We start from the raw sequence: 13,859 nt of genomic DNA on the forward strand, positions 1-13,859 counted from the left end.
GGGGAATATGAATGAACCTGAAGTTTGCAAAAAGTGGAAAAACGGTGATTTATAAAATCATTAAAATGACCATTATGTCGCAGAAGGATTTAATTCTGAACCCGAAAAATTGGTCACGTATAGCGACGTTGTGGCAACGTTTACAGCAAAGTTTCCGCTTGATGGTGGGGGTGCCAGATTACCAAAACTATTTGGAACATATGGCAAAACATCATCCTGATTTGGAAGCGATGGATGCAAAAACATTTTATCGTCACTGTGTAGATGCACGTTATCCATCAGCTGGTGGTGACATGAAGAAGTGTCCTTGCTAATGCTTTGACTTGTGCTAAAAATCCAATAAAAAAAAGCGTTCTTCGGGACGCTTTTTTATTGCTGAATTGTGATCAGTCGAAGCGATGACAACGCTTTTGTATACCCAATAAATATCAAGCGTATGTATTTAAAGTATTGAACTGGGTATGACTTGGAGATAAACACTGTATTTTTAAATAAAACCCTGTATGTTAGTCATTCATTTAACTTTTTTATTGGGGAATAAAAGGTGTTTTGGGGATCAGAGAAAAGCCAACAAAATAATACATCAACGCTTTTAAGTGAGCAGAGCCTTGCGCCTTTTTACCCGAAAATAAATACATTCCTCGAACAAATTAACCAAATTATTTTGGATAAAAATCAGCAAACCAAATTGGCTTTAGCTTGTCTATTGGCAGGCGGGCATGTGCTATTTGAAGACTTACCTGGTTTAGGAAAAACGACATTATCTAGCGCCTTGTCACATTTGGCGGGATTAAAGTTTCAACGGATTCAATTTACCAATGACATGCTGGCCAGCGATGTGATTGGGGTAAATATGTTTAATCAAAAAGAACATCATTTTGAGTTTAAATCTGGGCCGATTTTTACCCAAATTTTATTGGCAGATGAAATCAACCGTTGTAGTCCAAAGACCCAAAGTGCTTTATTGGAAGCGATGGAAGAGGGCTATGTGACGGTCGACGGTGTGCGATATGCTTTGCCTCAACCATTTTGGGTGATTGCGACACAAAACCCTTTATTTCAAAGTGGTACTTATGCCTTACCTGAGTCCCAGTTGGACCGGTTTTTAATGCGTTTGTCTTTAGGTTATCCATCGCGTCAGGCAGAGAAATTATTGCTCCAACAAACTTCACGCCATGATCTGATTGCGGCATTAGCACATATCTTTAATGAAGCAGAAATTTTACAACTACAAGGGTTTGTCGAGCAGATACATCTGAGTGATCGTTTAATGGATTACATTTTGGATCTTGCTGCTGAGACACGTAAGGGGAGACATGGTCTTTCTACTCGTGGTGTTTTAGCCTTAAAGAAAGCTGCGCAAGCCTATGCGCTGATTGAGCAGCGAAATTATGTGAATCCTGACGATGTACAAGCCGTTTTTACAGCTGTGGTATCTCATCGAATTGGGTTGTCAGATCTTGAAGCCTTTAAGCTTTTAGAACAAGTTTCGATCCAATAAAGGAGTTGAACCTTGGCTTCAATGTGGCAGCAATGGATTGAACGTCGATTTAAAATCGATCAGCACAAGCAGCTGACTCAAAAAGATGTATTGATCTTTATCTATCAGCAAGGCTACTTGTATTTGGTGTTAATTTTCATCACCTTTATTGCAGGTGTGAATTATGCCAATAACTTGATTTTAGGATTTTGCTTTTTAATTAGCGCCGTATTGTGTATTAGTTTCTATATTACTTTTAAACAGCTTCATGCGTTGCAGATTCAAATAAATGTTGTTGATATCCCGCAAGCTGGGGAATTACTTTCGGTCGAAATTTATTTTAAACAAGAGGTTGAACAGGCGCGATATTTGTGGATTAAAACAGAAAATCAGCTACATAAATTACTGTTCAATACGCAACAGCAATGCTTTCAATTAAATTTTACAACCAGCCAACGCGGTGTTTTTCAGATTCCGCCAATACAAATTTATAGTGTTTATCCTTTTGGTTTGGTTCGGGCCTGGACGTATTTGTATGCACAACACCCCGCGTGGGTTGCACCTCAAGCCAGTTTGCATTCCGTTGAAAATAAGCAACAACAGCAAAATTTTGAACCTGATCTTGATGAATTTCGCGAATTACGGAGTTTTCAGACGGGGGATTCACTTCATGCGGTGTCTTGGAAACAAGCAGCACGAGGACAAGGCTTATATGTGAAAGTCTTTGAACAATATGAAGATCTAAAGAAATTGGAGATTCATTATCACTATATGCCAGCTCAAAGTCATGAAGAAAAACTTAGTCTTATGATGGGTTTGGTCGAGCAGGCTGAGCAAAATCACGATCAATATGCACTGTATTTACCTAATGCTGAGTTAGCATCAGGCACTGGAGCACTGCATTTTTCCGAAGCTAAACGGTTATTGGCGCAGGCTTGATTTATGATTGAAAATACCATACGCCGCTCCATACTACTCACTTTAGCTTTGTTGCTCATTGCGCAAATGCTTTATATACCAGTGGTGACATCATTAGTATTTTTAGTCATTTGGCTTATTTTATTACACAATACCCGCGCAACTAAAAAACCATTTTCTAAAATTTTAACCTATGTGCTGACATTGACAGCATTATTTAGCATTTATATAAGCCATAAAACCTTTATTGGTGTTGATGCAGGGGTTGCAGTACTCAGTACATTTTTATTTGCTAAATCTTTAGAAACAAAAACACGTCGTGATGTAATTATTTTATTTAACTTTGCGATGTTTGTGATTGCCAGTAGCTTTTTGTTTAGCCAGTCTTTTGCCATGGCATTGGTTATTTTATTGGCGTTGTTGAGCTGCTTTATTGGATTATATCGTTTACAGACCGTTGGTTTTAGCCAAAACTCAGGCGGTGAAATACAGGCGATTAAACAAGATATTGGGCATGTGGGTAAATTTATTGCCTTAGCTGTTCCATTCTTTATCTTGCTGTTTCTCTTTTTTCCACGCCTGCCGCCGCTATGGCATATTCCTATTCCTGAAAATAAAGCCACAACGGGAATCAGTGACAACATGTCTCCGGGCGATATTGCTGAGTTATCACAGTCGAGTAGTTTGGCTTTTCGTATAATTGGTGATATTCAAGCCTTGCCAACACGTACAGAGCTGTATTGGCGGGCGATGGCATTAGATGAATATGATGGTTCTAAATGGACTAGTCATTTTTTTAACCAGAACGTTATACAGCTGAATCCAGCTGATTTAAAACCCAAGCGGACATTGAATTATCAATATTTGGCTGCCGACCCAAGTGTGATGTGGATTATGTCGTTGGAGCAATCCGTTCCCAATGAAGCACGTTTTGCATTAGGTCAAGATGGTCGAATTACACCCTACCGATTAACAGCACGTACAGAGCCGATTCAACTGAAATGGTTAGGAAGTGCAGAACCTCCTCAAATAAAAAATGTAGCTTTACTTGAAAAATTAAACACTCGCTATGTTGAAAACTTGGATGTTCAATCACAACAATTGGCCCAAACTTTATGGCAGCGAAGTCGTCAAAATCCTGAGCGTTATATTGCCGAAGTTTTGCAATGGTATAAACAAAATCGCTTTGCATATACCTTAAGCCCAGGTGTATTGGGGCAAAATCGGATAGATGATTTTTTATTTGGATCAAGAAAGGGGTTTTGCGAACATTTTGCATCGAGTTTTGCAATGTTGATGCGCTATGTGGGTGTTCCATCGCGTATTGTTGTGGGATATCAAGGTGGTCAATTAGCACCAGATGGAAAAAGTTGGGAGGTTCGTCAGCTCGATGCACATGCGTGGACAGAGGTTTATGTCAATCAACATTGGCGTCGAATTGATCCTACAGCCATGATCGCACCTCAGCGTATCGATGGTGGGATGCAGGATTATATGGAACAAGATCGGACAATTTTTGGGAGACAGCAGTCGACTTGGGCCTATCAACAATTTTCGATGTTGAAAAAAGTCCGTGTATGGAGTGATTATGCGAGTTACCAATGGCAGAGCAAAGTGGTGGGTTACAATGCAGAATCACAACAACAATGGTTTAAAAAGCTCGGTACAAATTCTGCTTATGCAGGTGTTTTAATTCTTATTTTGAGTATTGGTGGCATTGTAGCATTATATTTTATATGGATTTTGTGGGAAAAAAGAAAAAGTTTAAGCCCTCTTGAAAGAGAAATTACCAATTTCGCAAAGAATTTACCCTTGAGCCAGCAAAAAGTGGCTTCAGAAAGTTTTAGGCATTGGTTACAACGTTTGGCTGAAAATATACCTGAACAGGAAAGGGCGGCATTTGAACAAGTTATTACGTTATTTGAGCAGGAAATTTATGTAGGTACCGCGCTAAGTTCTCATGATATTCAATATTTTAAGGCTTTGCTTAAAACTTGTACGCAAAGTTTAAAAAACTCAGAAAAGGGCTTGTCATAAAAAATAAAAATGAATATGATTCTACGCATTCTAGGTTTATAGCTCAGTTGGTTAGAGCGCTACGTTGACATCGTAGAGGTCACCAGTTCGAATCTGGTTAAACCTACCAAATTCAAAAAGCAGAATCAAAATGATTCTGCTTTTTTTTATCTGAAATTATTAGGGTCTGTTGACATTTACTGTTCATAATTAACCCTATAAAGGTAGCCATAAAAATATACAGGCTAAAGCAACAGAACTTTGATAATTCCTTTTGAGCTTGTCATATCGAGTAGCTATTCCTCTAAATTCCTTTAATCTGCAAAACATATTTTCAACTAAATGCCTGATTTTATATAAATACCAGTCCATATGGTCATTGTTCGATTGGCTATTCGTTTTCCTTGGTATATTCGCTTTAGTCCTTGTTTTCCTGATCTGTTCACGCAGTGATTCTGAATCATAGCCTTTATCTGCGCATACCACTTTTGTCTCTTTTAAATCTAATGTTGATATTAAATCAGGTGCAACTTTAACATCATGTGTGGTTCCATCGGTAATCATGAAATCAATAGGATTGCCATGTGCATCAACAATCAAATGTATTTTTGAGGAGTTTCCTCCTACACTTTTAGAAATAGATTGATTCGATATGCCGGCAGAATGTTGATGAGCACGTACATGAGAGCCATCAATAAAAATCCACTCCATATCGGGGCATGAGGCTAGTAATTTGAATAATCTAAGTAACTTACCGCTGCTTGACCAACGATTAAAACGTTTGAAAATAGAGTTTGAATGACCAAAACAAGAAGGAATATCTCGCCACGGACAGCCTGTTCTAATTCTATAGAGAATAGCTTCAATAAAATTGCGTAAATTTGAGTTGTGGTGAATGGATAAATTACGCAGAATAACTTTCAACTTTTGCCAGTGTTGATCTGTCAGCATGGTACGAGGCATAGCGAATAGTAAAATTGGGTTTGGCGATTTGATTTTACTACTTCGCTATTTTTTTAAGCTAAAAGTGTCAACACACCCTAATTAAAGTGTTATTAAGACTATAGTTAAATCAAATCTACTTATATGTAAGGTGTTCTTCGCAATCGTTTTCAATCGTATTTGGCTTGAATAGATTCATATGGATTGAGTCGTAAAATCATCATGAGATGGAATTGGGTGTAAATGCATCTATGTGCAAATACATCAATTTGGATATTGATTGTTTAAGTGATTAAGCCAAACTTCTTTGGCTCATATTTCTGCGTTTATGACTATATAGCAGTGCTTTATACAATGTATGCTATAGCGGATTATTTGAAACAAAAAAGCCGCATTCTATGAGGCTCTTAATTGAACAAATAAATTATGCATCTTCAGTTTCTAAAATTTCGAAGTCATGGGTAATTTCTACACCACCATCCATCAGCATTTTACTAGCAGAACAGTATTTTTCAGCAGAAAGTTCAACCGCTTTTGCAACTTGCTTTTCCTTCACGCCATGACCAGTGACTACAAAGTGCAAATGAATTTTAGTGAATACAGCAGGAATAGTGTCGGCACGTTCTGCATTTAATTCACAACGAACATCGGTAATGTCTTGGCGTGCTTTCTTTAAAATCGTCACAATATCGAAAGATGCACAACCACCAAGTCCTGTTAAAATCAGTTCCATTGGGCGCGGACCACGGTTTTCACCGCCATATTCTTGTGATCCATCCATCATAACAGTGTGACCACTTTGAGTTTTTGCTTCAAAAGCAACATTCTCTAGCCAATGAACACTAGTTTGCATTGCAAGTCCCTAAAAAAAGCTATAAATTTACGCAGTACCTGTACACTAACATAAATTGAGTTGATAAGGAATTTCAACTCTTACGTGTGACAAGTTCACTTTAGGTCTTGTGCGATCTATAAATTATCCATATTCGGAAACTGTTAGCATGACTTCAAACTTTTCACAACTTAGCACAGATGCGCTATCTCCGGGGCAGTTACCTGAGTCGGTGAAGGCATTATTAAAACGTGCATATATTAATCGTTACCCAAAACGTACAACAATCATTGATGCGGGCTCAGAATCTAAATCTTTGTATTTAATTCTTAAGGGTTCAGTATCTATCATTTTACGCGAAGATGATGAGCGTGAAATTGTGGTTGCGTACTTAAATGCGGGTGACTTTTTTGGGGAAATGGGTCTATTCGAAGCAAATGCACAGCGTACTGCAGAAGTGCGTACGCGAGATGTATGTGAAATTGCTGAGATTACCTATGAAAACTTTCATGAATTAAGTAAACAATACCCAGACTTAAGTTATGCGGTATTTGCACAGCTTGTACGCCGTCTTAAAAATACGACGCGTAAAGTAACTGACCTTGCGTTTATTGACGTGTCAGGTCGAATTGCACGTTGCTTAATTGATTTATCTTCACAACCTGAAGCAATGATTTTGCCGAATGGTCGTCAGATTCGTATTACTCGTCAAGAGATTGGTCGTATCGTGGGTTGTTCCCGTGAAATGGTTGGTCGTGTTCTAAAAACACTTGAAGAGCAAGGCATGATTGAAACTGATGGTAAAGCGATTCTAATTTTTGATGCATCGCTTGAAGATAAAAGTCAATTGGCTTCTGACGAATTTGACGACGAAGAATAATCATTCTTCTAAATAAAAAAAAGCAAACTCAGGGGTTTGCTTTTTTTATGTCTATTCATTTCTCACTATTATATCTGAACAAGCTTTTCTCACATTTTTTGACAAATAAACAGAAAATTATGATTTAAACAAAGCCGATATCTTAGGTAAGCTACTTCGTGACTTATATATTGATATTTAAAATAAAGAGGGAATTTTCGGCATGCAATTTAAACCATTGGCACATAGCGGAATTTTAGTTCCAGAAATTTGTTTAGGCACTATGACGTTTGGTGAACAAAACACCCAAGCAGAAGCTTTCGAGCAACTGGATTATGCTTTAGAGCGTGGTCTTAACTTTTGGGATACTGCAGAAATGTATCCTGTCCCGCCGAAACCTGAAACCCAAGGTTTGACTGAAACTATTATAGGTAACTGGATTGCAGCTCGCGGTGGCCGCGATAAAATAATCTTAGCTTCAAAAATTGCAGGACCGTCACAAGGCGGTAGTCATATTCGTGACGGGCAAACTAAATTTATTGCTTCGGAAATTGAGTCTGCACTGGATCATTCTCTTCAGCGCTTACAAACAGATTATCTTGACTTATACCAGTTGCATTGGCCGCAACGTCCAACCAACTTTTTCGGTAAATTGGGTTATGGCAATGCCGAAGCAAACAGTACGCAAACTATTACCAATTTAGAAGAAACATTAGTTGCTTTAAGTCATGAGGTTAAAAAAGGTCGAATTCGCTCAATTGGACTATCTAATGAAACGCCATGGGGAACGTTAAAATTCCTACAACTTGCAGAAAAGCATGGTTTAGAAAAAATTGTCAGTGTGCAAAATCCATATAGTTTGTTGAATCGTACTTATGAAATCGGTTTATCTGAAATTGCACATTACGAAGGCGTGGGCTTATTGGCATATTCACCTTTAGCATTTGGTTATCTAACAGGTAAATTCCGTCATGGTGCACGTCCTGCCAATGCTCGAGTGACACTATTTTCACGCTTCAGCCGCTATTCAAATGCGGAGAGTGAATGGGCAACAGAACAATATGCACAATTGGCTGAACAGCATGGTTTAACGTTGACACAGTTAGCACTAGCATTTATTAAGCAGCAATTTTTTGTCACCAGTACAATTATTGGTGCGACAAATCTAGATCAGTTGAAAGAAAATATTGATGCTTTTGAGGTGAATTTATCAGAAGACATTTTAAAAGGGATTGAAGCTATTCATCGCCAACAGCCAAATCCTGCACCTTAAGCTGAACTTTTTAGTGGATTAAGCAAAAGCCTGCATGTAAATGTGGGCTTTTTTGACATTTGTATTATTTAAGCAAATGGAAAATCATTGAATTTTATTGTCAGAAAGTCAGTTGAGTTGACAAGAAAATTGCCTAAAAATACATATGTATTTAAACAATATAATAAAGTACTAAATTCTTCAATAAATGACTTGAAAAGTATTCTATTTATACCAATATTATAATTGAGATTTATCTTTATCTTAAAATTAACTCATTGAAAAATATTTAAAAAATGTATTTGAAATTTTAAATATGACTCCCATATATGCTTCAAGTACAGAATTTGTTGTGAGGAATAACAAGAATGCGATTCGAAAAATTTACAAACCGTTTGCAGCAAGCATTATCCGATGCCCAATCTTTAGCAATGGGGAAAGACCATACAGCCATTGAAGGAATCCATATTCTTTCGACATTGCTTGAAGAGCCTTCGAACCAAAGCTTGTTACAACAGGCAGGTGCTAATCTTCCTGAGTTAAAAACCAAACTTCAGCAAGCCCTACAGGATACCGCCACCATTGCGACGCCGACAGGGGACATCAACCTAAATCCTGAAGCAGTCAAAGCGCTAAATTTAGCCGATAGTTTTGCGCAAAAAGCTGGAGATGAGTTTCTTTCTACAGATTGGGTGATTCTCGGTTTAGCTGAAACGGGTAAAACCAAAACCTTATTAAATAGTGTAGGCGTAACGACAGATAAATTACGTAGTGCAATTGAACAAATACGAGGCGGTGAACAAGTCATGAGTAATAACCACGAAGATCAACGTGATTCACTCAACAAATATACCTTAGACCTCAATGCACGTGCATTAGAAGGTAAGTTAGATCCAGTTATTGGTCGTGACGAAGAGATTCGTCGTACCATTCAAGTTTTATCGCGTCGTAGTAAAAACAACCCGGTATTGATTGGTGAGCCGGGTGTGGGTAAAACTGCAATCGTTGAGGGCTTAGCACAGCGTATCGTCAATGGCGAAGTTCCTGAAAGTCTGAAAGGTAAACGTGTACTTTCACTCGACCTTGGTTCATTGCTTGCAGGTGCAAAATACCGTGGTGAATTTGAAGAACGTCTTAAAGCAGTTCTAAAAGATTTGGCCAAATATGATGGCGAGATCATTCTCTTCATTGACGAATTACATACGCTTGTTGGCGCAGGTAAAGGTGATGGTGCAATGGATGCAGGGAATATGCTTAAACCTGCGTTGGCACGTGGCGAACTTCGCTGTGTAGGTGCAACCACCTTAGATGAGTACCGTCAATATATCGAAAAGGATGCGGCATTAGAACGCCGTTTCCAAAAAGTGATTGTTGATGAACCGAGCGTGGAAGACACCATTGCGATTTTACGTGGTCTAAAAGACAAATATGCAACCCATCATGGTGTGCAAATTTTAGACTCTGCAATTATTGCTGCGGCAAAAATGTCGCACCGTTACATCACAGACCGTCAGTTGCCAGATAAAGCCATTGATTTGATTGATGAAGCAGCATCACGAATCAAAATGGAAATTGACTCAAAACCTGAGCCACTTGACCGTTTAGACCGCCGTTTAATTCAGTTAAAAATGCAACTTGAAGCCGTAAAAAAAGATGCGGATTCGGTGTCGAAGGCTGAAGTTGAGCATTTGGATAAACAAATTGCTGAAGTTCAAAAAGAATATAGCGATTTGGAAGAAGTGTGGATTGCGGAAAAACGTCTGGTTGACGGAACGAATCAAGCTCAAATTGAGTTAGATAAAGCACGTACTGCCTTTGAAAAAGCACAACGTGAAGGTGATTTAGCAGAAGCGAGCCGTTTGCAATATGGAGTCATTCCTGAGTTGCAAAAACGCTTGAATGAAGAAGAAATTGCGGAGGTGAATGAAGAGCCGAAACTGATTCGTACCAAAGTCACTGAAAATGAAATCGCTGAAGTGGTAAGTGCAGCTACAGGTATTCCTGTTGCAAAAATGCTACAAGGTGAACGTGAAAAACTCTTACACATGGAAGAGTTCTTACATAACCGTGTAGTCGGTCAAGATGAAGCGGTCGTAGCAGTATCAAATGCGGTGCGTCGTTCTCGTGCAGGATTATCCGATCCAAACCGCCCAAGTGGTTCATTCTTATTCCTTGGGCCAACAGGTGTAGGTAAAACTGAGTTAACCAAAGCTCTAGGTAACTTCTTATTTGACAGTGATGATGCGATTATTCGTATCGACATGTCAGAGTTTATGGAAAAGCATTCGGTGAGCCGTTTAGTGGGTGCTCCTCCGGGCTATGTGGGCTATGAAGAAGGCGGTGTATTAACTGAGGCTGTACGTCGTAAACCTTATAGTGTGGTGTTGTTTGATGAGGTTGAAAAAGCCCATCCAGACGTCTTTAACATCTTGCTTCAAGTGTTAGATGATGGTCGATTAACTGACTCGCAAGGTCGTGTGATTGATTTCAAAAACACCGTAATCGTGATGACCTCGAACTTAGGTTCAACCGATGTTCGTGAATTAGGTGAAAACCCGTCGAAAGACGAAGTTCGTGCTGTGGTCATGGCTGCTGTATCTGAACATTTCCGTCCTGAATTTGTGAACCGTATTGATGAGCTGGTGGTTTTCCATTCTTTACAAAAAGCGCAAATTCGTGGCATTGCAGATATTCAGTTGGATCGTTTACGTTCACGTTTGGCTGACAAAGACATGAGTTTGGCAGTTGAAGATAGTGCCTTTGAGTTACTTATCGATGCTGGTTTTGACCCTGTATATGGTGCACGTCCTCTAAAACGTGCCATCCAACAACAAGTTGAAAATACACTGGCACAGAAAATCTTGTCAGGCGCGTTCCAACCGGGCGATACGATTGTTGTTCAAGCGGAAGGAGATCACCTAAGTTTTGACAAGATGAAACTCAATTAAAAGGTACAAATTAGCCACGTTCAGTTGTAAAAACAGAAACCCGGTTTAGGCCGGGTTTTTTTATTTTACGCTTTTCGTGATTTTCGTTTAAATACGTAAAGTTGATTGCATTTCATCATTTTCACCCACTAATATGACGTCCGCACGCATCCAACGAGATGACTGTGTTCTGTAAAACAAAAACAATATCGCGCGTTCATCAAGAATGAATGGCAACAGGAAATTATGATTATGATGGAATTTAAACTGCTTAGGCAGATCAAAAAAGAACCTTATAGTTTATATAAACATACTGGTGACATCACTGTTCAAGAACTCAAACGCATGTATGGTATTTATCAAAAGTATTATGCCAATACCCGTTATGAAATTTTTGAACGCGACTTCTTAGAAAAAACCGGTGTTTTTTTTATTATTGAACCGAAAAATAATCAAATTGTCGGATTTTCGACGGTTATGGAACGTGACTTTGTTGTTGATGGTAAAGCCCGACATGCTTTTTTCAGTGGAGATACCATTATTGAGAAAGAGTATTGGGGAAATCGTGCATTAACTAGAGCAATGTTCCGTTATATTATTAGTTTTAAATTTCGTCATCCAAGAACACCTATATATTGGATTTTAATCTCTAAAGGCTTTAAAACTTATCTGCTCTTAGCCAATAACTACTACAGCTACTATCCACACTATGGTGAGAAAAATGCTCATCTCAAAGACTTTGTTGAATCGTACTGTAAAGAATACTTCTCAGAATATTATAACCACGAAACGGGTCTGCTGAATTTTGGCGAAGACTATCAACCACTCAAAGCAGATGTTGCGCCCATCACCCATGAAATGCGCGAAAATAATACCAAGATAGCTTTCTTTGAAGATAAGAACCCAACTTGGGTCGATGGAACAGAACTTCCGTGCATTGGTGAATTACGCTGGAGCGATTTATACCGTTATGTGAATCGATTCTTAACCAAGACCACCAGTGTGAGCAAACATGATAGCAAGTTACGTTATAAGTCACGTACATTACATATTGCGACAGGTTCTGACTCGAAGGTGGCCTAATGGGATTGCTTCTCACCACTGCACATCAAGTTTTGAATATTGCCTGCCGCAAAGCGTTTCAACGCTATACACAGCAGGCAAATCAGCTAGAAAATGTGCAACGTAAAAAATTAAGCCATTTTTTAAAGCAGCACATTTCGCAAAATTTAAGCTATGAGCAATTTGCCAAAAAGTATCCGCTTTCTCGTTATAGCAATTGGAAAAGCCAAATTGAACAATCCAGACAAAGTGGCAAAAATAGTTTGGGGCCTGAAAAAATTGTACGGTTTCAACCGACCAGTGGGTCGAGTGAAGCAATTAAATTCATTCCCTATACTCAGGCTTTTTTAGATGAATTGGATGAAGCTATTGGGTTGTGGCTCACCAATTTATATCGCACTCATCCACAACTGAAAAATTCAACACATTATTGGTCGGTTTCATGGTTGCCTGAAAGCCAGCGAAAGCTTTTAGAAAATAGTAATTTGAATGATGACAGTGCGCTGCTTAATCTGTCGAAGCGAGTGCTGAGTAAAATTACCCAATCGGTACCGACTGAAATTGCGATGGCGAATTCAGCCGAAGATGCCATGTTTGCAACCGCGGTGTATCTCGTTGCAGATAAGCATTTAGGCATGATTTCGGTATGGAGTCCTACATTTGCTTTGCAATTGTTGGATATCATTCATGAACATCAAGCTGAAATTGTGCAGGTCTTAAAAACTGGACAATGGCAACGTGAGGGTTTGAGTTTTCTGCAAGTTCCTAAATCTTGTCAACAATGCTATCGCTTACAAGACTTGGATTTGACCCAAGCAACTGCGTGGAAAAAACTGTGGCCTAAACTCAGTCTGGTTTCGAGTTGGGATACTGCGAGCGCAGAGCAGTGGGCAATACAACTCCAGCAACGAATTGCAGGTGTGGCATTTGAAGGTAAAGGTTTATGGGCAACTGAAGGCGTGGTGACGATTCCATTTGCAGAGCGTTTTACCTTAAGTTATCAGTCACATTTTTATGAATTTATTTTGCAAGACAGCCAAAAAGTGGTGCCATCGTGGCAACTGAAAGTAGGCGATATTGTTAGTCCTGTGATCACGACAGGTTCAGGATTAATTCGTTATGTGATTGATGATGAATTAGAAGTCACCGACTTTTATCAGCAAGTGCCATGTTTCAATTTTTTAGGTCGCAAAATGACGGTTGATCTGGTCGGAGAAAAGCTCGACCACAATGCTGCAGTTAAAGTTCTTGCAGAGTTTAAACAAGCGGATTATTTGCCGATTAGTATCTTGGGTATCGAACAATGTTCGGTTAAAAAACCGCACTATATTTTACTCAGTGAAGGCAATGTAGACAAACAACCATCCGCTCAAGCACTAGACCGTTTGCTTAAACATAATTTTCATTATGAATTGGCACGCGATCTAGGGCAGTTGGATGAACCTGAAGTAGTTCATGTACAAGATGCATGGGACTACTACAAAACATTAGCCATGAACAATGGCATGATTGAAGGGAATATTAAGCCTGAACCGCTTAAGAAAATGAAAACAAAAATAATTGAGTATTGA

General features: G+C 38.9%; 11 protein-coding genes and 1 tRNA gene. 10 read left to right on the forward strand and 2 right to left on the reverse strand.

Going from position 1 to position 13,859, the window contains the following annotated elements; genetic code table 11:
• Positions 1-11 precede the first annotated feature (11 nt).
• The 5 genes from MST16_RS06340 (at position 12) to MST16_RS06360 (ending at position 4,544) form a co-directional block, all read left to right on the forward strand.
• Positions 12-314: a YbdD/YjiX family protein gene (locus MST16_RS06340; protein WP_078190160.1), complete on the forward strand. Its 303-nt coding sequence runs from the start codon at positions 12-14 to the stop codon at positions 312-314.
• 230 nt (positions 315-544) lie between these two features.
• A complete protein-coding gene (locus tag MST16_RS06345; RefSeq protein WP_180004888.1) occupies positions 545-1,501 on the forward strand; it encodes a MoxR family ATPase in 957 nt (318 codons plus the stop codon).
• 12 nt (positions 1,502-1,513) lie between these two features.
• A complete protein-coding gene (locus MST16_RS06350; RefSeq protein WP_180010398.1) occupies positions 1,514-2,419 on the forward strand; it encodes a DUF58 domain-containing protein in 906 nt (301 codons plus the stop codon).
• Between the two features lie 3 nt (positions 2,420-2,422).
• Positions 2,423-4,435: a DUF3488 and transglutaminase-like domain-containing protein gene (locus MST16_RS06355; protein WP_180010397.1), complete on the forward strand. Its 2,013-nt coding sequence runs from the start codon at positions 2,423-2,425 to the stop codon at positions 4,433-4,435.
• Positions 4,436-4,467: 32 nt separating this feature from the next.
• Positions 4,468-4,544, forward strand: a tRNA-Val gene (locus MST16_RS06360).
• Positions 4,545-4,630: 86 nt separating this feature from the next.
• Here the strand turns inward: MST16_RS06360 and MST16_RS06365 are convergent.
• Both MST16_RS06365 and MST16_RS06370 read right to left on the reverse strand, forming a co-directional pair.
• Positions 4,631-5,377 (reverse strand): IS5 family transposase, encoded by a 747-nt coding sequence (locus MST16_RS06365; RefSeq protein WP_180010396.1) that lies wholly within the window; start codon positions 5,375-5,377, stop codon positions 4,631-4,633.
• A 403-nt stretch (positions 5,378-5,780) separates the two neighbouring features.
• Entirely contained in the window at positions 5,781-6,209 is a 429-nt protein-coding gene (locus MST16_RS06370; protein WP_078191820.1) for an OsmC family protein, read from the reverse strand.
• Positions 6,210-6,357: 148 nt separating this feature from the next.
• Between MST16_RS06370 and crp the strand changes: the two genes are divergently transcribed.
• From crp to MST16_RS06395, 5 genes are all read left to right on the forward strand, one after another.
• A complete protein-coding gene (crp, locus tag MST16_RS06375) occupies positions 6,358-7,068 on the forward strand; it encodes a cAMP-activated global transcriptional regulator CRP (RefSeq protein ID WP_180004890.1) in 711 nt (236 codons plus the stop codon).
• Positions 7,069-7,270: 202 nt separating this feature from the next.
• Entirely contained in the window at positions 7,271-8,320 is a 1,050-nt protein-coding gene (locus MST16_RS06380) for an NADP(H)-dependent aldo-keto reductase (protein WP_180010395.1), read from the forward strand.
• Between the two features lie 347 nt (positions 8,321-8,667).
• Complete coding sequence (gene clpB, locus MST16_RS06385; protein WP_180010394.1) at positions 8,668-11,247, forward strand: ATP-dependent chaperone ClpB; 2,580 nt, start codon at positions 8,668-8,670, stop codon at positions 11,245-11,247.
• Positions 11,248-11,472: 225 nt separating this feature from the next.
• On the forward strand, positions 11,473-12,309 hold the full coding sequence (locus MST16_RS06390; protein ID WP_306669391.1) for a hypothetical protein: 837 nt from the start codon (positions 11,473-11,475) through the stop codon (positions 12,307-12,309).
• Complete coding sequence (locus tag MST16_RS06395; RefSeq protein ID WP_180010393.1) at positions 12,309-13,859, forward strand: GH3 auxin-responsive promoter family protein; 1,551 nt, start codon at positions 12,309-12,311, stop codon at positions 13,857-13,859. The genes MST16_RS06390 and MST16_RS06395 overlap by 1 nt, the downstream gene beginning before the upstream one ends.

This window comes from Acinetobacter sp. YH16040_T (genome assembly GCF_024605785.1).
GTDB classification, from domain to species: domain Bacteria; phylum Pseudomonadota; class Gammaproteobacteria; order Pseudomonadales; family Moraxellaceae; genus Acinetobacter; species Acinetobacter amyesii.